Here is a 22,234-nt window from a genome sequence, read left to right as displayed (position 1 = left end):
CCGTCGTTTTTTCTATTAAAACTTCACAAGCTCTATTCCTTCTGGCAACTCACTCTCTGTTAAAATACGCAATTCCTTCACACGATCCATTACGTAAGAAGAACGCTTCACAAGCTCTGGATCAATATAAGCTGGATGAACCATAATTTCTACCGTTTGTTCACCTTGTACTCTTTCTTTTAACTTCACAAAGTAATCTTCCGTCACACCATCCGCATAAAAGTCACTGTAAAACACATCAGAAAATGGATGCACCGCTCTATCTTCCTCACAACGACGAATCGGAACATTATATTTAGCCGCTAATCTCTCAAGAACATCATGTAAAATCGGTAAACCATGCACATGATGATGACTATCTAAATGAGTTGGTGTTAATCCGTAAGATAAAAACTTCTCAATTTGAGCAGTCCATTCTCTCTCAACTTCTTCTGGATTTATATTCCCTTCCCTTACAACACTTTGTTTATGAAACGACCCGTTTGCCCCTACGAGTGACGGTACATCCTTTAACAGTGGTTCTCCTGCCGTTAATACGAGATGTACGCCTACTCCGAGTAGGTTATACTCTTTCGCTAAGCGTACCGCATGCTCTGTTCCTGGCATATTCATCATCATCGTCGTTGAATTTACAAGTCCATTTATATGCCCATCAATAATGCCGTAATTTGTACCTTCTGTAAGACCGAAATCATCTGCATTTACAATTAACTTAATCATCATAATACCTCCTAATAGAATAAAAAAAGCGGGCTAAATAGCGCCGCTTTTACTTCTCTACCTTTTTAAAGAACTGCGGAAGATACTCTTTATGTGCTTCCAACATTTCATCTAAAATTTGTTTTGCAACTTTATCTGATGGTACAAGTGGATTGATTGTCATAGCAAGCAGCGCCTTATGATAATCCCCTGTAACAGCAGCTTCAATTGTTGTGCGCTCGAATGATTTAATTTGTTGTACTAAGCCGCGAACTGGTACTGGAAGATCTCCGACCGCAATTGGTTTTGGACCTTCTTTCGTAATAATACAGTTCACTTCAACAGCAGAATCATGTGGTAAGCTTGCAATTGTTCCGTTGTTTCGTGTATTAACAGGCTGGATATCACCTTTATTATTGTAAATAGACGTAATTAAGCTACATGCTGCATCACTATAATAAGCTCCGCCACGTTTTTCTAATTGTGGTGGTTTAATATCTAAGTTCGGGTCTTTATATAACTCAAATAAATCATTTTCTAATTGTTTTACTACTTCTGCACGTGTACCTTTTTCAACAGAAGCTTCTTTCTCTTCTTCTAACATTTCACGTGTTTTGTAGTAATAACGATGGTATGGACATGGAATCGCACGAAGTCCTCGAATAAAGTCTGGCTCCCAGTTAAGCGCTGCGATATTTTCCATCGTAATTTGCTTTTCTGGATCTGTTACAAGCTCTAACACACGGTCCATTACACTTACACCATCTAAGTATACATCTAATCCGTATACCATATGATTTAAACCTGCGAAATCAACGTGAACACGACTCGCATCTACTTCAAGTAATCTTGCAAGACCCATGCGAATTCCGATTGGAACGTTACATAGACCAACTACTCTTTGAATATTTGTATAACGAAGGACAGCCTCTGTTACCATACCAGCTGGATTTGCAAAGTTAATTAACCATGCATTCGGACAAAGCTCCTCCATATCCTTACAAATATCTAAAATAACAGGAATCGTTCTCAACGCTTTGAATAAACCACCAGGACCATTCGTTTCCTGACCGATTACATCATATTTTAATGGGATTGCTTCATCTTTTGCACGTGCTTCTAATAAACCAACGCGAAGTTGTGTTGTTACGAAGTCAGCATCTTTTAATGCCTCACGGCGATCAAGTGTTAAATGTACCTCGATTGGTAAGCCTGATTTTTTCACCATACGTTTCGCTAAGTTACCAACGATTTCTAACTTCTCTTTTCCTGCCTCAATATCTACTAACCAAATTTCACGAACAGGAAGCTCATCATAACGCTTAATAAATCCTTCAATTAACTCTGGTGTATAACTAGATCCACCGCCGATTGTAGCAATTTTAATTCCAGTCATGCTTTATTCCCCTTTCGCTTCAAGCTTTTTATAAAGATCGATAAACTCTGCTGCTAATTCTTTCACTGTAATCGCATTCATTAAATGATCTTGTGCGTGAATTAAAAGAACACTAACCTCTGTTTTTTCTCCTCTTGCTTCTGATTGTATGAGCTCTGTTTGGAAATGATGCGCTTCATTAATCGCTTCTTTTGCCTTTACCATCGCTTCATCTGCTTCTGCCATTTTCCCCTGTTTGGCAAATTGAAGTGCCTCCATCGCAAAGCTTCGTGCGTTACCACTATTTAAAATCAATTGGAATGGAATTTGTTCTGCTGTAGTCATCATAATTACCGCCCTCTCTATAAAGTTCAACCGATTTAAATACCCCTTCAGTTTGAACATTTCTATTACATTATTATTTTATGAATGATAGTTTGGTGTTCTTGTAGATGAGTTTCATCTACAAGAACATGATATAAAGGTAATTGTCCTCACAGATCATGTTATCTGTGAGAACAATTATTATGTTACATAGGTACAGAGTTGTTATTTCCTTGTGCTGCTGCTTTTTCAGTACGAACAACAGAACGATCGCACAATACAACGAATGGATAGTAGATTACCATCGCAATTACAAAGTTGAATAACTGTAGAATTGCACCTGAAAGATGTCCACCTGTTACAAGATAACCACTAATAATTGGTGGTGTTGCCCATGGAATCATCACAACTGTTTTTGGTACCCAGCCAATCGATATAGCTGTATAAGAAGTAATTACTAATACAATTGGTGTTAGGATAAACGGTAAGAATAAAATTGGATTTAAAATAATTGGTGTACCAAAGATTACTGGTTCGTTAATGTTGAACGCACCTGGACCAATTGATAAACGAGATACACCGCGTAATTGTGCACTTTTTGCTACAAGTAATACCACTACTAAGAACGCTAATGTCGCACCAGAACCACCAAGATATACGAAAGTATCAAAGAACGGTTTTGTAACAATGTTTGGAACATCAAATGCAGATGTGCCACCTTTGAATAACTGCATATTTTTCTCTAATGCTGGTAAGTATAACGGCTCAATAATACCACCAACGATATTTGGACCATGTAAACCGAAGAACCAAAGAAGATGAACAAGGAGTACAATAACAATTGCACTTGGTAATGTCCCTGCTAAACTTTGCAGTGGCGATTGAATCGTATTAAAGATAAATTCATGAACACTTGTACCGGCTAATTTCACTGCTAATTGAATACCTGCAACTACTGTTAAAATAACAAATGCTGGAACTATAGCTGCGAAAGATCTTAAAACTGCTGGTGGTACTCCATCAGGCATTTTAAAAGTAATGTTTCTTTGTACGAAGAAACGGAATACCTCAGTAACAAGGAGTGCTACAATAATTGCTACGAATAACCCTTGTGCACCTGTCCAAGCTAAGTTCAATCCGCCTTCTTTCGGTGTTGTTGGCGTAAGAATAATTAACGCACCAAATGAAATAATACCTGCTGACAAACCATCAACGCCGTAAGATTTTGCTAAGTTATAACTTGTTGTAAATGCTATGATTAGTGCTAGAATCGCGAAAGAACCAGTCCACATTCCACCGCCAACTTGTTTCCACGTTTCACCAAACAAACCTTTCATGAAATCTTGGAAAGCCTCAGACGGAAAACCATTAATTAGTGATGCCAGTGCACCAACTAAAATAAGTGGCATAACTGCAATAAATCCGTCACGGATCGCAGCTAAATGACGTTGCGACCCGATTTTACCAGCGACAGGAACAATATATTTCTCCATAAATGCAATAAACTTTTGCATTTCGCTTCCCCCCTAATTATTTTTTAAGTGTTAATGCATGATCTAAAACTGCTTCTCCATTCATCATGCCGTAGTGCATTGGATTGATAACGTCGATTCCAACGTTTTTCTCATCAGCAAGCGTTTTCATTGAAGAAAGCATGTAACGAACTTGTGGTCCTAATAATAATACATCTGCTTGATCGATATTTGTTTTTACTGCGTCCCCAGATACAGCCCAAATCTTTCCTTCTAGACCGCGAGCTTTTGCAGCCGCTTCCATTTTTGTAACTAGTAAACTTGTAGACATCCCTGCTGAGCAACATAATAAAATATTCATTTGAAAATCCCCCTTGTGTAGTATAAAAAATTTATGTTTTATTTATTTTTCTTTACGCTATTTATTAATGCAATTAGCGTGCCAACTTTTTAAAAGCACTAAAATCAGTGCTTTTTCGACTGTTTTCTTTGTGTGTTAACGCTTTCAATTAGTGTGTCGTTCAAAAAACACACAGTGTGTTATAAAACAACACGCTTTTAACACATAACTGTATGAAAATAGATTAGTGTTTAGTTGTCTAGTTGTATTTAAAACAAAAAAACACTAAAAAAATTTTTTTAGCGTGAAAATCTATTAAAAAAACTCTTCTATCTATTGTCCAAGCAAACTCTACTAAATTACATAGAATAGAATAAAATAACAAAATTCGAAAGGGGATTCCTATGCCGAAACATAGAAAACAAAGCAAAATAAAGATTTATAGAATAACAAGCTATAAAAAAGACAAGCGCTCTGAATTAGACTCTAACAAATTTGAACTAGAACAGCAGGAGGTAGAAAATAAGCAGGACAAGCAGGGCAAACAAGATAATCAAGTACAATCCGAAAATGTAGTCATAGTACCCACAGATTCACACAACTTAGATATATGGGATGAAATTTCTCTAAAGCAAATACAAGCTGGTGAACATACAAATTTATTTGCGGAACAAAGTAATTATCAAAATATTAATTTGTTACAAGTTAGCGATATCCGTTTATATTTGGACAAGCAACTACAATTCAGTTCCGTCGATGAGCAAATTTATCATGAAGCACTTGTACATCCAATTATGTCAAAAGTAATTGATCCAAAACGTGTTCTCATATTAGGCGGTGGCGATGGCCTTGCCCTGCGAGAAGTTTTAAAATATGAAACTGTACTACATGTAGACCTTGTCGACTTAGATGGATCGATGATTGATATGGCTCGTAATGTTCCTGAATTGGTTTCTTTAAACAAAAGTGCATTTTTTGATAATCGTGTAAATACACACGTATGTGATGCAAAAGAATTTTTAAGCTCTCCTTCCTCTTTATACGATGTAATCATTATTGATTTTCCAGATCCAGCGACAGAGTTGTTAAGTACTTTATATACAAGCGAACTTTTTGCTCGTATAGCTACATTTTTAACAGAAGACGGAGCATTCGTCTGCCAATCTAATTCACCTGCTGATGCACCACTAGTATATTGGAGTATCGGTAACACAATTGAACATGCGGGATTAACTGTGAAAAGTTATCATACAATCGTTCCTTCTTTCGGAACTGACTGGGGATTTCATATTGCTGCTAATTCTGCACATGTACTCGATCAAATTGAACAATTATATGTAGTACCAACTCCTCGAACATTGCCTTCTCTTCTTTTTCCTTTATTTCAATTTAAAGAAGAACATCTAGAACAACGTAACCTCGCTCTTTTAAATTCAGAATCAAATCTTATCTTACACCAATGTTACAAAAAGGAAATGGAGTTTTGACGATATCACAGGAAGGAGTGCTACCTTATGGAATATTCTACTTTCGGTAAGCATATAATAGTAGATTTGTGGGGAGTGGATTTTTCCCTATTAGATGATATGTACTTTTTAGAACATCATTTAGTTAACGCTGCTGACCAATCTGGTGCCCACGTTTTAAACGTAAGTACAAAAGAATTTGATCCGCATGGTGTTACTATTTTAGTTTTACTATCAGAAAGCCACCTTTCTATTCACACTTATCCAGAAAAAAACTTTGCAGCTATCGACTGTTATACTTGCGGTACGACCGTTGAACCGCAAATAGCGATTGATTATATCGTAAGTATATTAAAACCAAATGAGATGCATATAAAAAAACTAATTCGTGGTATAGGAGAGATTGTAAATACTGATTAAATATCACTCTTACTCATTTGTAAAAAGGAGGAGTGTAAATACCATCAGTGGAACGAACATTCCACTGATGGTACAGACACATACATAAAGTGAAACTTTAATTAGTGGGGGTTTTGTTCATCTCCCACTAATTATTAGTTGAACCAATCGGGCCTTTACGGACAGTTAAGCTCCCTCCTAACTTCCTTGCTCCATCCACATTTTGAGGTGGGAGTTTTACTGCCCGTTAATGCGGGATAAAAAACCTTGCATAAGCAAGGTTCATTCATCCACCGACATCTTCCTATATAACTCTACAAACTCACTCGCTAATTCTTTCACCGTAATTGCATTCATTAAATGATCTTGTGCGTGTACCATTAAAAGAGTAACTTCGGTCTTTTCGCCACCAGCTTCTTTCTGGATAAGCTCCGTTTGTACACGGTGCGCCTCTTTTAATTCCTCTAGTGCTTCTTGTAATTTAGCTTCAGCTTCTGTAAACTCCCCACGCTTCGCACAATCAATTGCTTCCATTGAACAACTTCTCGCGTTTCCCCCATGCAAGATTAAATGAAAAGCTTTCGTCTCTATCGTATCCATTGTAGTTCTTTACTCCCCCTTTTCTTCCGCCAGTTTTTGTTTATCCCATATTTTTAAGAACGGTAAATAAATGAAGAATGCTAGCGCAAAGTTAACAAGTTGCAAAATAACACCTGAAATTTTCCCGCCCGATCCTAAATATCCACTAAAAAGAATAGGTGTCGTCCAAGGTACAGCGGCCCCACTCGGACGTGCGACCCATCCCCATTCCATTGCAAAGTAAGAAACAATTGTTAACACAACTGGAACTAATATGAATGGAATTAGTAAAAGTGGGTTCATTACAATCGGCATACCAAAAGTTACCATCTCATTAATATTAAATATACCAGGTGCAATTGACAATCTCCCTAAACTTTTTAATTGTTGACTTCGTGCAAATAGTAACATTCCGACAACTAGAGCAAGCGTTGCACCAGAACCGCCCATATAAATCCATAAATCAAAAAACTGTGCCGTAATCGTATTTGGTACATCTTGCCCAGCTTGAAAAGCAACTCGGTTTTGATCCATTAACGATAACCAAACGGGGCTCATTACACCACCAACAATAGTAGCACCATGAATTCCACACGACCAAAGAACATGAACGAGAATAACTGCTATTATTGCGCCCCAAAGACTAGCACCAAGTACACTAAGTGGTTCCTGTAAAATTTGTCCTACAATATTATGGATACTGCCAAAAGAAGTATTTTCTATAATTAAGCGTAAAATCCAAATGACTGTTACAACAATAAATCCTGGAACAAGTGCCGCAAATGAACGCGTGACAGCTGGTGGAACTGTCTCTGGCATTTTTATAATTATCTTTTTTTGTACAATAAACCGATAAAGTTCAGTAGATATAAGTGCAATAATCATTGCTACAAATAACCCTTGGCTTCCCATTAATGCAGCTGGGATAGCGCCTTCTACAAGTACACTTTCTTTTGTACTTGGTATAATATATGCAACTTGGAATGGAGTCGCAAGTAAAAACGTTACAAGCGACAATGCCCCGGATGCTAAAGCATCCACTTTATAATACTCTCCAAGCCTGTAAGCGATTCCAAAAACAGCTATTAAAGCCATTATATTAAAAGTTGCACTAACTGGATACCCTAAAGCTCTCTGCCAATTCTCACCAAACAAACCTGCCATAAACTCGTTATATCCAGGTATCGGCAGTGCACTAATAATGAGGAAAAACGATCCAATAATTAAGAAAGGCATCGTTAAAATAATTCCATCTCGAATTGCTTGTAAATGCCTCTGCTCTGCAACCTTCCCTGCTATCGGCATCACATACTTCTCTAAAAACCGTATCATCTATCCCACTCTCCTCATGGTTTCATTGACAAAGCTGCTTGCAAGATAGCTTCTCCATTACAAAGTCCGTAATGAACGGATTGAATGACATCAACAGGTATCCCTTTATCCTTACATAATTCTTTCATTTTCGGTAATAAATAACGTACTTGCGGTCCAAGTAAAAGGACATCAGCTTTATCAATATGACTATTCACTTCAGAACCTGATACTGCCCAGATTGTTACTTCTATCCCTCTTGCCTCTGCTGCTTTCTCCATCTTTGTAACAATCAAACTGGAAGACATTCCCGCTGCACAGCAAAGTAAAATATTCATCCCGCTTCCCTCCCCTTTTTTCTCTACCTAAATTATGGTGCACTCCTTGCCACCACTAGGTTACAAATATATATGTCTAGATTTCCTGCTGTATGCCGAGCTTAAAAACAAAAATTTCTTGGTTTTCGCGCTATTCCATTTATCCGTATTCTCCTAGTAAAGAGGACTCTAACTCGCTATAATGATTCAGTATGAATTTTTTTAATTGATAGGAGGATATATTTATGAAGGCATATCGCTTTCCACTTATTTTATTATCTTCTATCCTAATTGGTGGTTTCATTGGTTATTTCATGGGTGCCGATGCAGTTGCTTTAAAGCCGCTTGGTGATATTTTCTTAAACTTAATGTTTACGATTGTTGTGCCGCTAGTGTTCTTTAGCATCGCATCGTCTATTGCTAATATGGATGGATTAAAACGTTTCGGTAAAATTATGTCTAGTATGGCTGGGACTTTCTTATTTACAAGTATTTTAGCTGCTATTTTTATGATTATTGTCGTGAAAGTATTCCCGCCAGCACAAGGTGTTGTACTAGAACTAACACAACCTGACAAAGCCGGCAAAGCTGTTAGTGTTGCAGATCAAATCGTCGGTATTTTAACAGTATCTGACTTCTCGAAGTTACTATCTCGTGAAAATATGTTAGCTCTTATTTTCTTCTCTATCTTAATGGGCATTGCAACTTCAGCAGTTGGCGAAAAAGGAAAGCCATTCGCTACATTCCTACAAGCTGGTGCAGAGATTTCAATGAAGGTTGTATCCTTCATTATGTACTACGCTCCAATCGGACTTGCTGCTTACTTCGCAGCATTAGTTGGCGAATTCGGACCACAACTTCTTGGAACTTACTTCCGAGCAGCAATGGTATACTATCCAGCTTCTCTTATCTACTTCTTTGTATTCTTCACGTTCTATGCATACCTTGCAGGTCGCAAACAAGGTGTACAAGTATTTTGGAAGAACATGGTCTCTCCTACAGTTACATCACTTGCAACTTGTAGTAGTGCCGCAAGTATTCCAGCGAACTTAGAAGCAACGAAGAAAATGGGTATTTCTTCAGACGTTCGTGAAACAGTTGTCCTTCTTGGTTCTACACTTCATAAAGACGGCTCTGTTTTAGGTGGCGTATTAAAAATTGCTTTCTTATTCGGTATTTTCAACATGGAATTCGAAGGACCGAAAACATTAGCAATCGCACTTGTTGTTTCTCTATTAGTAGGAACAGTAATGGGTGCTATTCCAGGCGGCGGTATGATCGGTGAAATGTTAATCGTATCTCTATACGGTTTCCCGCCAGAAGCACTGCCAATTATCGCAGCAATTAGTACAATCATTGATCCACCTGCAACGATGTTAAACGTAACAGCAGATAACGCATGTGCAGTAATGACAGCTCGCCTTGTAGAAGGTAAGAATTGGATCAAAAACAAATTTGCTTAATAGAAAGAAAGAGGATGCTCTAAACGAGCACCCTCTTTTTGTCGTTATTTGTTGATAAGTTGATATTTCCTCTCGCCACAAATTTGTTAAAATCTTCACAAATATTCCACATCCATTATCCATTCTCCGTACTATAATCATGTATGGAAAAGGAGATGGAAACGATGACACAAAGCGCACCTGAATTTAAAGTTTTGCAAAGCATTGCATTTCTCGCTGTCGTTTTGCAAAGTTCTTTATTATATACAATGAATCAAGGAAATGTCTTACTTGAGCAATCCCTCATTATGGGCATGCTATTTAATCTTGCAAAATTCTCAGCACCAGCATTCATATTTATCGTTGGATTTCACTTAATTCGTCACTATACGAAGCAATTAGTATATAAAGAATATATTTCTGAAAAAGCGACACACTTACTCATTCCTTATTTCTTTTGGTCTATTCTTTACTTATTAACAACAAATGATCTTATTACATTACAAAGTGGAATAAAAAGTTTATTACTCGGAACAGCCGCGCCCCATCTTTGGTACGTTATTATGATGTTCCAAATTCACTTATTGTTCCCTTTACTATGCACACTTTTTTATTGGTTTCAAAAACGAACAGAAAATAAAAAAGACATATATAAATATATGACCTTTTTCGCTTGCCTATATTTTCTATTAATGTGGTTCTCTTCTCACTATATTTTTAATGGAGAAAAATTAACAAGTTCAACAATTTTACATTATACAGATCGATCATTTCTATTCTACTCATTCTATTTCGTTATGGGCGGCATTGCCGCTGTAGCACTAAAAACTTGGCGGCTATTCGTCATGAAACATATCCCGCTTATAACAATATTATTTTTCATCTTATTTTTATTCATCAATTATGAGTTGTTTAGTTTTTACGGAGCAAACTCTATTCATTTAACTGTTTCTACCTATTTAAAGCCATCTATGTTTTTATATATCGTATGCGAAATTATCATACTGTATGTGTTATCTATTATGATAGTACAGCGTCGTGGTTTCTTATATAAAACGTTACGTTTCATTGGAAATTACACGTATGGTGCTTATTTAGCTCATTTATTCTTCTTGCAACTATGCACAAAACTTCTTTCCTTATTCACGCTGCAAGAAAATACTATATTATATACCCTATTACTATTTGTGTTAACGGCCATTATCTCTATTTCAACAATGGTCATTTGTAGCACAATACCATTTCATACTTGGATTACAGGACCTTCTCCTACAACAAAGATGAAATGGACGAAGGTTGTATTCCGAAAAAATCATAAAAAACTATTCAAGCCATATATTTGATATAATGATACGCATATAAAAAGAAAGCGAGAGACACCTATGATTAATCAAGTTGGACAAATTATGCTATATGTAAATAACCAAGACGAAACAGTACAATTTTGGACAGAAAAAGTAGGGTTCCAAATCATTGCGGAAGAAAATAACGGAAATGGCTTCCGCTGGATTGAAATTGCACCGGCGAAAGAAGCAGGAACAAGCATCGTCCTTCACGATAAAACGTTAATCGCGAAGATGCAACCTGAACTAAACCTAAATACACCTTCACTTATGTTCTTCTCAAATGACTTAGACCGTCTATATAAAGATCTTTCTGAGAAAAATGTCACAGTTGGACAGGTTGTAGATTTACCTACTGGTAGAGCATTCAACTTTGCTGATAATGAAAATAATTACTTTGCAGTAATGGAACGTAAATAAAAAAGAAGCTATCCGAAAAAATCGGATAGCTTCTTTCATTTTAAGAAACTTGTTCTACATTCGTTTCTCTATGCTGTATATGGCTCGTGATCCAAGCAATTCCACCGGCAACAACGAGATAACATAACAATATTAAAATTTGCATTTGTAATTGCGACCAATCTCCTAAAGAGATAACATCTTGTAATCCTCTAAGAGAATGAGACATTGGGAGAAATTGTCCAATTTTACTAAGAACAGCTATATTTAATTCTCCTGGGAAAGTACCTCCGCTCGTCGCTAATTGCAGGACAAGAAGGGTTACCGCTAAGAACTTTCCAACAAGACCAAATACTGTTACTAGCATAAGAATAAATGTCATGAACGTAAAGGAAATAACAATACTTGATAAAACAAAGAGTGGCACACTTGCGACTTCTAATTTCATAACACCTAGCACAACTACATCTACGAGTAGCGCTTGAATAAGTCCAATTAAATATACCAATCCTAGTTTATTAATAAAATGTACCGTTCCACTTACCTTCATATTTTGTCTGCGGCCAAGAGGTAAAATATTCGATGCCATAATTCCGCCAACATAAAATGCAAGCGATAAGAAATATGGCGCAATGCCTGAACCGTAGTTAGGAACGTCAGAAACTGTTGACTTCACTAACTGAACTGGCTCTGAGAACATCGTATTACGTGCATCATCATTACGAACATCCGCTATCTTCTCTGCGCCCTCTCCCAATTTCGTAGAAAGTTCTTTCGCACCATCATCAAGTTTAACAAGTCCATTTGTTAATTTACCAGCACCGTTATTCAGCTCCGTTCCACCACTCGCAAGTTGATTTACACCTTCTTGTAATGATGTAAATCCAGCTCCCCATTTCGTAAATCCACTAGCTAAATTTGTAGCACCATCTGCTATTTTTTTCGTTCCAGCAGTAGCTTCATTTAACTTAACTCCGAATGTATTCATGCCTTCTTCAATCTTATGTTGACCGTCAGTAAGCTTCTTCGCACCTTGTGTCAATTGTTGTTGGCTATTATTTAAAGTATTTGTTGCTTTAGCTAGTCCATCAGACGTAGCAACAATTTTTTGAAAAGCGGGATCTTGCTGCACTTCTGGATGATTTTTCACGTACTCTTCTAATTGTTGTTTTATACTATTAGCTGCACCATCCGCTTTTACTTGGCCTTCAGCAAGCTTCTCACTTCCGCTCACCCATTCATTTGTACCAGCACTTAATTCACTAACCCCTGATTGTAACGTTTTTTCACCTTGTGCTAATAACTCCATACCGCTATGAAGTGAAGTTGCTCCTTGACTTAGCTCATTCGCTCCGTCAGTTAAGGCTGATTTGCTAGAAGCAAGTTTTTTACTTCCCTCTTTCACTTTTGATGTCCCGTCACTTAAACGATGAATACCATCTGCAAGCTGATTTGCCCCATTTCTTGCATCTGTCGTTCCTTCATGTAACTTCCCAGCACCATTACTTGCATCACTCAATCCTTGTGCCAAATCTTGAAACTTTGAAAACACACCTTCTGTATAAGATTTCGTAATACTGTTTGAGATTTTTGTTTTCATATTTTCAACAGCTGTCGTTCCAATTTGCGCTGCTACAAAGTTTTTACCCGGATTTACTTTGTACTGCAATTGTGCTGGTTCTGGTTTCTCATCCATAAGTGTACTTACCTTTTTAGAGAAATCAGCTGGAATCGTAACAACCATATAGTATTTATCTTCTTTTAGCCCTTCATCAGCATTTTTTTCTGATACGAAATGAAAAGCCAGTTCTTTATTCTCCTTTAAATTTTTTACAAAATCGTCTCCTGCATGAATTGTTTTCTCATCCATCGCAGCACCTTTATCTAAATTCACAACCGCAACAGGTAATTTATCTAATTTTCCGTACGGATCCCAATATCCGGCTAAAAAGAATCCTGAATAAATTAACGGAACGATTAATAAAAAAATTAAAGCGATACGTCCATGCTTATGGTGCCACATCGCTTTCCAATCTTTAAATACAAGTTGAATTCCCTTCATGAAACATACTCCTTCTCCGAATTTAACACCATTAGAATGGTTTAACAGATTTACTATACACGTCACTTTCCATACTGTATAATACATCTTTAATTATTAATTCATTCCTTTTGGTCTATAGAAAGGAGACTCGAAATGGAACTGCTCCAGTTAAAATACTTTCAGACAGTGGCACGACTAGAACATATGACAAAGGCAGCTGAAGAATTGCATATCGCACAACCTTCACTCAGCAAAACAATAGCTAGACTCGAAAAGGATTTAGGCGTCCCTTTATTTGATCGCCAAGGTCGACAGATTACTTTAAATTCTTTCGGAAAAGTATTTTTGAAACGAGTAGAGCGTATTTTTCATGAATTAAGCGAAGGGGAACGAGAAATTAAAGATTTAGCCGAATTACAACAAAGCTCTATTACACTAGCCGTTTCTATTCCGAGAATATTGCCAGAACTACTTGGCTCTTTTTTACTAGAACATCCTAACGTTCGGTTCCAACAATTTCTGGCATCCACTCCTTCTATGAAACGACAACTAGATAATATAGAAATTGACTTTTGTATCTCCTCTGTGCCAATTGAAGGAGAAGAAATTGTTTGGGAACCACTTATTACAGAAGAAATTTTCTTAGTCGTCCCTTCAGGCCATCGTTTATCAGGCCGAGAAAATATCCACCTCCATGAAGTAAAGGACGAACCGTTCATTAGTATGAACACTGGTTATGGATTTCGGCACTTAACGGATGAATTTTGTAAAGAAGCTGGTTTCACTCCACATATTGCTTTTGAAGTCGATGAACCGACCGTGATTAGCGACCTCATTAAGCAAGGTCTCGGCATCGCTTTTGTTCCAAGTTTAACTTTATTAAAAAACTCTACTTTAGCATCGAGCAAGTTGCGTATTATTGAACCCACTTGTCAGCGAACTATCGGATTAAGTTGGTCAAAAAAACGCTACTTATCAAAAACAGCTCAGCAATTCCGTGAATTCGTGATTGACTACTTCTCTAATATTAGAACGTAAAATTATATGAACAAATAAAAGGTGCCACCTTCATATGGTGGCATCTTTTATTGTTCACTCTTTTTTAATTCCATTTCAGCTAAAAGCGGCAATACGTTATCAAAAATATGCGTATTATTATTTTCACCTGTTACATATCCACCGTAATATCTACTAAATACGTTGTCATTTCGGAATGTGGCCATATGATCATACAATTCCTTCGCAAACTTTGTATCACCTGTTTGTAGTACGTACAAAATCGTTAGTCCGTACGCGGCCGGCGATTCATAATTCACAGTTTGTTTTCCCGTTTCTAAATTGTAACGACCGTATAGCTTTCCATCCTCCTGGAACTTCTTCTTTATAAATTCCAAATAAGCAGCTGATGAAAGACCACCTAAACTTCGATGATATGCAACGTATGATTGGTCAATAAGATTCACTTCTTTATCGTACGTAAATGTACCATCTTCTTTATACTCTTTTGGGAATGCCCAGCCATGCCTTGGATAATCTGCTAAAAATTGAACGACTTCCTGATATTGCTGAGCAGAAACTTTGCCGTACTTCTTCATATAGGAGAATGCACGCGGATTTATGTATGATGTTGTTACAAAATTATTTTGTTTCCCTGCATCTGCATCATAATAATCAACATAATAATTATCTTTTTTATTATAATGAAGTACAGCATCACTTAATTGATCGGCAAGGTTTTTATAACGCTCTTCCTTATACATTTCATAAGCACGATATAATTGTTCTATAATACGAAGATCATCTATAAGTGCATTTGTAGCTGACTGCCTCTCTCCCTTTTCAGAGAGTTTCCATAAAACGATATGATTCTTATATATGAAATTATCTTGAATAACCTTTACTTGCTCATCAAATAACGCCTGATCATCTTTATCAAGTGTATACTGTAACCATAATCCCGCCGATTCTGATAAAGCTTCACGTCCCTTAGCTTCACCCGTACCTGCCTTAGTATCTACTAAACGATACGTGGCAAGTGTTCCATTGTCATTCACCATATGTCTTAAAATAAAATTTTCTGTACGGTTTCCTTGTAAAGCTGACCAAAATACAATTCCACCTAAAGCGATTAAGAAGATAACTCCAATCCCTATATATAAACGTTTCCGCAATCTTTTCACCTCCCTAGTAAGGCTAACCTTAATTTTATCAGAACATACATAAATTTAAAAAAGACAATCTATTAGATTGTCTCCCGCATTTCTATCCCCCGCAAACCTCTTTAGAAGGTTTATATAGCGATTGTACAAGTCGATCATATTCACGACGTGTAATTTCTTTATTATATAGCTTCAATAATAAATCTCTATGCTCTTTTGAAAATGCCATCTTTTTAATGACTTCAGGATACATAAAACACCCTCTCCATTTCACATAAACTTCTTGATTCCGAAAAACAGAACTTATGTTCGCATAAAAGATTATAAAAGATTCCTGAGCAAAAAACAAACAAAACATGACCAACTATTTATTTCTTTCTATTCAAAATATTACAACATTATATTATCATATTCACTTTTTAAATACATATATATTTTTGGTAGTTTTTTTGAATAAATCTTCCAATTCAATCAGAAAATAATGGCAAAAAAGAAGAGGAGTTTACATATGGATACGGTAACATTAGCAAGAGCATTTTTTGGTTCTTCATTAGCATTCCACATTATCTTTGCAACACTTGGTGTCGGTCTTTCATTGATGATTTTTATAAGCGAAATACTCTATCACTGGAAGAAAGACTCCGACTATGCCATTATGGCGAAAAGATGGACAAAGGCGTTTGCTATTCTTCTCGGTGTAGCAATTCCAACTGGAACAATTGTTGGTGTGCAAATCTCACTTCTTTGGCCTGGTTTCGCCAAAATTGTTGGGCAAGTTATTTCTGTTCCCTTCCAAATTGAGATTTTCGCCTTCTTTTTGGAGGCTTTATTCATGTCGATTTACGTATATGCAGCTGATAAACTTCCTCCATTTATGAGATTAATCTCGCTATTTTTCGTCATGCTTGGTGCCACGGCATCCGCCGTGCTCATTACATCAGCAAATACATGGATGAATACACCAGCAGGCTTTTCAATGAATCCAGATGGATCTGTTTTTAACGTTGATCCGTGGAAAGCTTTCTTTAATCCAAGTTTTGGCACAAGTGCATTCCATGTTGTTATTACGGCTTATGCAACTGGTGCGGCTGTCATTGCTTCTATCGCTGGATTTAAATTATTGAAGAAAAATTTAAGTACACGTGAAATTGCTTATCATAAAAAAGGGCTACTATTAGGGCTTGTCGTTACATTTATTACAGGCGCTACGATGTGGCTTTCAGGACATGAATCAGCGATTGCCTTACATAAACACTCACCTGAAAAACTTGCATCTGCTGAAGCTTTATTTGAAACGACATCACACGCACCGCTATCCATTGGCGGAGTTGTGGATCCCAATACACTTGAACTAAACTATGCACTTGAAATTCCCAACATGCTTAGCTTATTAGTGGGACTAGACCCTAGCACTGTCGTAAAAGGTCTAAAGGAATTTCCACAAGAAACATGGCCACCATTTTATACGCATACACTATTCAACTTAATGGTCGGCACTGCTGCGTTTACCTTTGCAGTTGCAGCAATTGCGCTCTTATATTGGTACTTCGTTTACCGAAAAAAGGGAACAGAACTACCGAAGTGGCTACTTTGGGGGGCTGCCGCATGCGGACCAATTATGATGCTCGGTATTGAATTCGGATGGATTTTCAGTTGTAGCGGTCGTCAGCCATGGACAATTTATGGTATGCAACGTACCGTCGATGCATCTACACGCGCCGATTTCGTCGGTCCTTTATTTATTTTGTTCATCATTTTATATATTGGACTCGCTATTTTAACAGTCATTGTTCTACGGACATTCTTTAGAAGACATCCATTAAAGAATGATTTACAACACCAAGGAGGCGATTCTCATGCATGAGGAAAGTATTGCAATCATCATCTTATGGGCCCTTATTTTCGTATACAGTATACTAGGGTCCATTGATTTTGGAGCTGGTTTTTGGGGCATGGTATACGCAAAACATCCGACGCTCGCTGCTAAACTTGCGAATCGGTACTTATCACCTACTTGGGAAGTAACAAATACGTTTCTTGTTTTCGTCGTTGTCGCATTTCTCGGCTTCTTTCCGAAAGCGGCCTTTACTCTTGCGACAGTAATGTTCGTACCAGTTATGTTAATTTTAGTGCTCGTTGCAGTACGTAGTACGTTTATGGTATTTGCTTACTCCTTGCCAAAATATCAGTACCTTCTTCGGGTTATTTCAGGTATTACTGGTCTCTTAATTCCAGCACTATTAATTACCGTTTTACCCGTTACAGAGGGAGCCTATATTACAATGTCTGAAGGAAAAGAAGTACTCCTGTATGGAAAACTTCTTTCTAGCCCGGTTATCTACTGTTATATGCTTTTCGGACTAACGTCTGAACTATTTCTCTCCTCTCTCTTTCTCGCTGATTTTGCGAGAGAACAAAGTTCAGAAGATACGTATAGAATTTATAGAAGAAATGCCATCATCCTTGGTCCTGCAACGCTCGTTACAGCGATCATCGCCCTCGTTGTAATGGACCCAGAAACACATTGGCTTATGCAAGGATTAATAAAGCAATTCCCGTGGTTTACAGTTTCTATTATTTTATTCGTTATCGGATACTCGTCCCTTTGGTGGACAAACAAAAAATACAATACACTAGGATACCCTCGCATTGCCGTTTTAGCTGTCGTCGCTCAATATGCATTTGCAAGCTACGCTTACGGCGTCGCGCATTTACCTTATATTATTTATCCTGACGTAACTGTATTTACAAGCTTTACAACGAAAGAAACGTTCTATGCACTGCTTATTCTATACGCAATTGGGATTGCAATTTTATTACCAGGATTTATTTTCTTCTGGAATTTATTCTTGAAGGATCGTACTTTTTTGAAGGAAAAATAATATAGCATTGGGGTCTATTCCAAAAGGCATTTTGGCATGGGCTCCTTTTTTCATGTTTTGTCGATAAGTCGATATATTTTAAGTTGCGCCGATATATTTCAATAATCGCTGATATATTTTAAGTTGCGCTGATATATCTCCATAAGCGCCCATATAAATTTCATTTACTATCTTACTGCCCCAATAATTTATAGACTCCTCTCATAATAGTTATTTCACTATTCGTGACACTTGTCCTTTAGCATGAAAAACACATATTCGCTTCATCTCGTTATACGTCTAGTTCTTCTTATTTTTGCTGAATATACTACCAATATAAACTTGAGACAAGCTACATCTGTTCAAGGGAAAATAGAAAGGTAGGCAAAATATGAGCATTGAAATATGGATTACTATTATTGTATTTTTCTTAACGATGATCGTTATCTTTTGGCGACCCCACGGCTTAAATGAGGCATGGCCAGCAGCAATCGGTGCTGGCATTATCCTAATTACTGGACTTGTGTCAAAACCAGACGTCATAGATATTGTTAGTAAAATAGGAGGAGCCTCCATAACAATATTAGCCACTATTGTTATGGCAGTTATATTAGAAAGCTTCGGCTTCTTCCATTGGTCCGCAGCGAAACTGGCAAATCTAGCGAAAGGTTCTGGACGCCGTCTATACTGGTATATTCAATTATTATGTTTTCTTATGACTCTTTTATTTAATAACGACGGCAGTATTTTAATTACAACTCCAATTTTAATTCTTCTTCTAAAAAACCTTCGATTAAAACCACATCAACAAATTCCTTATTTATTAAGTGGCGCTTTAATCGCTACTGCGTCTAGTGCACCAATTGGTGTAAGTAATATCGTAAACTTAATTGCATTAAATATCGTTAATATGACTCTTTATATGCATACTGCTATGATGTTTGTACCTGCAACATTAGGCTTATTATTTATGTCATGGCTCATGTATACAGTTTTGAAGAAAAAACTTCCGAAAAAATTACCTGTTTCTTCATATGATATTGAAGAAATTTTCTTCACGAAAAACTTCCATCCGCTAAAAGGAAATAATTCTGTTGATACGAAACAAAAACGGACAAGATTCATGTTAAAAGTATTAGGTTTCGTCTTCCTGATGCGCTGTCTTCTATTCGTTGCATCCTTCTTATCCATCCCAATTGAAATCGTTGCAGTACTTGGTTCACTCGTTCTTCTCATTTGGAGATGGTACTACTTACGAACAAATCCTGTCGATATTTTGAAAAAGACACCGTGGCACATTTTAATTTTCGCCTTCTCTATGTACGTCATTATTTACGGACTCCACAACGCAGGATTAACAGCTGCACTTGTACAATGGCTCGAGCCAATTGTGAATCAGCATCTACTCTATGCTAGCTTTGCAATGGGCGGACTTGTATCCATCCTCTCTAACGTCTTCAATAACCATCCTGCCCTTATGATTGGTACAATCACATTAACAGAAATGGGACTAGATCCAGTCACATTAAAAACAATCTATCTTGCAAACATCATTGGTAGTGACATCGGTTCACTATTACTACCAATTGGTACACTAGCTTCACTCATTTGGATGTATATTCTGAAACAAAACAAAATTAAAGTAAAATGGAAAGACTATTTAAGTGTATCCCTTATCGTTATCCCGCTCACAACAGTCGTCACACTATTCCTCTTATTCTACTGGGTACATCTCTTCTTTGCCTTATAAACAACAGAAGCCCCATTTGCTACCGTCTTAGCAAATGGGGCTTCTTCTATAATAAAGTTAGGTACTACAGTGTGATCAATCAAGTAAAGAGGTGTAACATGTTATTGATATAAATGACTACCAGCTTCTTTAAATTCTTCCGCTTTCTCTTTCATTCCTTTTTCAATTGCTTCTGTCGTTTCTAAATCATTTTCTTTTGCATATTCACGAATATCATGTGAAATTCTCATACTACAAAACTTCGGTCCACACATTGAACAGAAGTGAGCTGTCTTTGCCCCTTCTGCAGGCAACGTTTCATCGTGATATTCCATCGCACGTTCAGGATCTAAAGATAAATTAAATTGATCGCGCCAACGGAATTCGAAGCGTGCTTTTGAAAGTGCATCATCACGCTGATGAGCCGTTTTATGTCCTTTCGCAAGATCAGCCGCATGCGCTGCAATTTTGTACGTAATAACACCCGTGCGTACATCATCTTTGTTTGGCAAACCTAAATGTTCTTTCGGCGTTACATAACAAAGCATCGCTGTTCCAAACCAGCCAATCATAGCAGCTCCAATCGCCGATGTAATATGGTCATAACCTGGTGCAATATCTGTCGTTAGCGGCCCAAGTGTGTAAAACGGCGCGCCCTGACAAATATCAAGCTCTTTCTCCATATTTTCTTTAATTAAATGCATCGGTACATGCCCAGGCCCTTCAATCATAACTTGCACATCATGTTTCCAAGCAATCTTCGTTAATTCACCAAGTGTTTCAAGCTCAGAAAACTGTGCTTCGTCATTTGCATCTGCAATCGAACCTGGACGTAATCCATCTCCAAGAGAGAACGAAACATCGTACTGCTTCATAATTTCACAAATCTCTTCAAAGTGAGTATATAGGAAATTTTCTTTATGATGGAATAGACACCACTGCGCCATAATCGAACCACCGCGCGAAACGATACCTGTCGTACGCTTTGCCGTGATTGGAATGTAACGAAGCAATACACCAGCGTGAATCGTAAAGTAATCAACGCCTTGCTCCGCCTGCTCAATTAACGTATCACGATATACTTCCCACGTTAAATCTTCTGCAATTCCGTTTACTTTTTCCAGCGCTTGATAGATCGGTACAGTTCCAACTGGTACAGGCGCGTTACGAATAATCCACTCACGCGTCGTATGAATATTTTTACCTGTAGATAAATCCATAATCGTATCTGCACCCCAGCGAGTAGCCCACGTCATCTTCTCTACTTCTTCTGCAATCGAAGAAGATACAGCTGAGTTTCCGATATTCGCGTTTACCTTCACATGGAAGTTACGCCCGATAATCATCGGTTCAGCTTCTGGATGATTAATATTCGCTGGTAAAATAGCGCGGCCTTCTGCGATTTCCTTACGAACAAACTCCGGCTCTACCCCTTCACGAATCGCAACATATTCCATCTCAGAAGTAATAATGCCATTACGTGCATAGTGCATTTGCGTAACGTTTGCACCTTGCTTTGCTCTAAGTGGCTGGCGATCCATTTGCGGGAAAACAGGTGTATGTTTCGAAGCCACTTTCACACCGTCATCCTCTGGTTTCACTTCACGCCCTTCGTATGCTTCTACATCACCACGCCCCATAATCCAAGAGTGGCGCGGCGTTGGAATCCCCTTTTCTAACTCCACTTTATACTCAGGATCCGTATAAGGGCCGCTCGTATCATACACACGAATTGGCGGATTTGGAACGCCATTCGTTTCGCTTTGTTCAATCTCACGCATCGGTACTTTCATGCCTTCTCGTGGCCCATCCACATATACTTTCTTACTCCCTGGTAAACTCGATTTCAATTCAATTTGCTCAGCTGAAACAGATTGTTTCATAATTTTTGTTGCCCCCCTGTACGTGACAAGGACGAGATATGGCCAGCGTATGCCAAAATAAAAAGAGCCAGGTCCATAAAAAAATAAGGACC

The 22,234-nt window shown here is 37.6% G+C and carries 21 protein-coding genes; 9 read left to right on the top strand and 12 right to left on the bottom strand.

Translation table 11 applies throughout. The features are described 5' to 3' along the window. Window positions 1–15 precede the first annotated feature (15 nt). The 5 genes from chbG to ACS2QP_RS21060 form a co-directional block, all read right to left on the bottom strand. Window positions 16–720 (bottom strand): chitin disaccharide deacetylase, encoded by a 705-nt coding sequence (gene chbG, locus ACS2QP_RS21080; protein WP_000593495.1) that lies wholly within the window; start codon window positions 718–720, stop codon window positions 16–18. Window positions 721–769: 49 nt separating this feature from the next. Then, window positions 770–2,095, bottom strand: coding sequence for a 6-phospho-beta-glucosidase (gene celF, locus ACS2QP_RS21075; protein ID WP_000145762.1), 1,326 nt, complete (start codon window positions 2,093–2,095; stop codon window positions 770–772). A gap of 3 nt (window positions 2,096–2,098) precedes the next feature. Continuing rightward, a complete protein-coding gene (locus tag ACS2QP_RS21070) occupies window positions 2,099–2,422 on the bottom strand; it encodes a PTS lactose/cellobiose transporter subunit IIA (protein ID WP_000989055.1) in 324 nt (107 codons plus the stop codon). Between the two features lie 182 nt (window positions 2,423–2,604). After that, window positions 2,605–3,912, bottom strand: a complete 1,308-nt coding sequence (celB, locus tag ACS2QP_RS21065; protein ID WP_001168825.1) for a PTS cellobiose transporter subunit IIC — start codon at window positions 3,910–3,912, stop codon at window positions 2,605–2,607. 16 nt (window positions 3,913–3,928) lie between these two features. Further along, window positions 3,929–4,231: a PTS sugar transporter subunit IIB gene (locus ACS2QP_RS21060; protein ID WP_001023567.1), complete on the bottom strand. Its 303-nt coding sequence runs from the start codon at window positions 4,229–4,231 to the stop codon at window positions 3,929–3,931. Between the two features lie 383 nt (window positions 4,232–4,614). Between ACS2QP_RS21060 and ACS2QP_RS21055 the strand changes: the two genes are divergently transcribed. Beyond that, the gene (locus tag ACS2QP_RS21055; RefSeq protein WP_438882798.1) at window positions 4,615–5,697 is read left to right on the top strand and encodes a polyamine aminopropyltransferase; all 1,083 of its coding nucleotides are present in this window, start codon (window positions 4,615–4,617) and stop codon (window positions 5,695–5,697) included. Window positions 5,698–5,724: 27 nt separating this feature from the next. Continuing rightward, a complete protein-coding gene (gene speD, locus ACS2QP_RS21050; RefSeq protein ID WP_000456837.1) occupies window positions 5,725–6,096 on the top strand; it encodes an adenosylmethionine decarboxylase in 372 nt (123 codons plus the stop codon). A 261-nt stretch (window positions 6,097–6,357) separates the two neighbouring features. On the opposite strand, the gene ACS2QP_RS21045 is transcribed toward speD, so the two are convergent. From ACS2QP_RS21045 to ACS2QP_RS21035, 3 genes are read right to left on the bottom strand one after another with little or no spacing between them, the layout of a single operon-like run. Next, window positions 6,358–6,675: a PTS lactose/cellobiose transporter subunit IIA gene (locus ACS2QP_RS21045; protein ID WP_000379645.1), complete on the bottom strand. Its 318-nt coding sequence runs from the start codon at window positions 6,673–6,675 to the stop codon at window positions 6,358–6,360. A 9-nt stretch (window positions 6,676–6,684) separates the two neighbouring features. Next, on the bottom strand, window positions 6,685–7,986 hold the full coding sequence (celB, locus tag ACS2QP_RS21040) for a PTS cellobiose transporter subunit IIC (RefSeq protein ID WP_088349183.1): 1,302 nt from the start codon (window positions 7,984–7,986) through the stop codon (window positions 6,685–6,687). A gap of 14 nt (window positions 7,987–8,000) precedes the next feature. Further along, window positions 8,001–8,303 carry a PTS sugar transporter subunit IIB gene (locus tag ACS2QP_RS21035; protein ID WP_001023555.1) on the bottom strand — a complete coding sequence of 101 codons (303 nt, stop codon included), beginning with the start codon at window positions 8,301–8,303 and terminating at the stop codon, window positions 8,001–8,003. A gap of 224 nt (window positions 8,304–8,527) precedes the next feature. Between ACS2QP_RS21035 and ACS2QP_RS21030 the strand changes: the two genes are divergently transcribed. From ACS2QP_RS21030 to ACS2QP_RS21020, 3 genes are all read left to right on the top strand, one after another. After that, complete coding sequence (locus ACS2QP_RS21030; RefSeq protein ID WP_000649376.1) at window positions 8,528–9,745, top strand: dicarboxylate/amino acid:cation symporter; 1,218 nt, start codon at window positions 8,528–8,530, stop codon at window positions 9,743–9,745. A 164-nt stretch (window positions 9,746–9,909) separates the two neighbouring features. Beyond that, window positions 9,910–11,067 carry an acyltransferase gene (locus ACS2QP_RS21025; RefSeq protein WP_000194344.1) on the top strand — a complete coding sequence of 386 codons (1,158 nt, stop codon included), beginning with the start codon at window positions 9,910–9,912 and terminating at the stop codon, window positions 11,065–11,067. Window positions 11,068–11,106: 39 nt separating this feature from the next. Then, window positions 11,107–11,487: a VOC family protein gene (locus ACS2QP_RS21020; protein ID WP_000610163.1), complete on the top strand. Its 381-nt coding sequence runs from the start codon at window positions 11,107–11,109 to the stop codon at window positions 11,485–11,487. A gap of 40 nt (window positions 11,488–11,527) precedes the next feature. Here the strand turns inward: ACS2QP_RS21020 and ACS2QP_RS21015 are convergent, their stop codons facing one another. Then, window positions 11,528–13,528 carry a YhgE/Pip domain-containing protein gene (locus tag ACS2QP_RS21015; RefSeq protein WP_332284104.1) on the bottom strand — a complete coding sequence of 667 codons (2,001 nt, stop codon included), beginning with the start codon at window positions 13,526–13,528 and terminating at the stop codon, window positions 11,528–11,530. Window positions 13,529–13,663: 135 nt separating this feature from the next. Here ACS2QP_RS21015 and ACS2QP_RS21010 point away from each other — a divergent pair, with 135 nt between their 5' ends. Then, a complete protein-coding gene (locus ACS2QP_RS21010; protein ID WP_000421926.1) occupies window positions 13,664–14,548 on the top strand; it encodes a LysR family transcriptional regulator in 885 nt (294 codons plus the stop codon). Window positions 14,549–14,595: 47 nt separating this feature from the next. Here ACS2QP_RS21010 and ACS2QP_RS21005 read toward each other — a convergent pair whose 3' ends face one another. Next, complete coding sequence (locus ACS2QP_RS21005; RefSeq protein ID WP_438882797.1) at window positions 14,596–15,681, bottom strand: transcriptional regulator; 1,086 nt, start codon at window positions 15,679–15,681, stop codon at window positions 14,596–14,598. Between the two features lie 91 nt (window positions 15,682–15,772). Then, window positions 15,773–15,922, bottom strand: a complete 150-nt coding sequence (locus ACS2QP_RS21000) for a hypothetical protein (RefSeq protein ID WP_000283180.1) — start codon at window positions 15,920–15,922, stop codon at window positions 15,773–15,775. A gap of 255 nt (window positions 15,923–16,177) precedes the next feature. On the opposite strand from ACS2QP_RS21000, the gene cydA reads away from it, so the two are divergent. The 3 genes from cydA (at window position 16,178) to ACS2QP_RS20985 (ending at window position 20,280) form a co-directional block, all read left to right on the top strand. Continuing rightward, the gene (gene cydA, locus ACS2QP_RS20995) at window positions 16,178–17,533 is read left to right on the top strand and encodes a cytochrome ubiquinol oxidase subunit I (protein ID WP_000381976.1); all 1,356 of its coding nucleotides are present in this window, start codon (window positions 16,178–16,180) and stop codon (window positions 17,531–17,533) included. Continuing rightward, on the top strand, window positions 17,526–18,551 hold the full coding sequence (locus tag ACS2QP_RS20990; RefSeq protein WP_000544185.1) for a cytochrome d ubiquinol oxidase subunit II: 1,026 nt from the start codon (window positions 17,526–17,528) through the stop codon (window positions 18,549–18,551). The genes cydA and ACS2QP_RS20990 overlap by 8 nt, the downstream gene beginning before the upstream one ends. A gap of 370 nt (window positions 18,552–18,921) precedes the next feature. Further along, on the top strand, window positions 18,922–20,280 hold the full coding sequence (locus ACS2QP_RS20985) for an arsenic transporter (protein WP_000021117.1): 1,359 nt from the start codon (window positions 18,922–18,924) through the stop codon (window positions 20,278–20,280). A 101-nt stretch (window positions 20,281–20,381) separates the two neighbouring features. Here the strand turns inward: ACS2QP_RS20985 and thiC are convergent, their stop codons facing one another. After that, entirely contained in the window at window positions 20,382–22,142 is a 1,761-nt protein-coding gene (thiC, locus tag ACS2QP_RS20980; RefSeq protein ID WP_000814485.1) for a phosphomethylpyrimidine synthase ThiC, read from the bottom strand. Between the last annotated feature and the right edge of the window lie 92 nt (window positions 22,143–22,234).

Origin of the sequence: Bacillus cereus group sp. Bce019 (assembly GCF_051781745.1) — a bacterium.
GTDB classification, from domain to species: domain Bacteria; phylum Bacillota; class Bacilli; order Bacillales; family Bacillaceae_G; genus Bacillus_A; species Bacillus_A cereus.
Note: the sequence above shows the minus strand (reverse complement) of the source record. Positions and strands in the feature narration are given on the sequence as shown.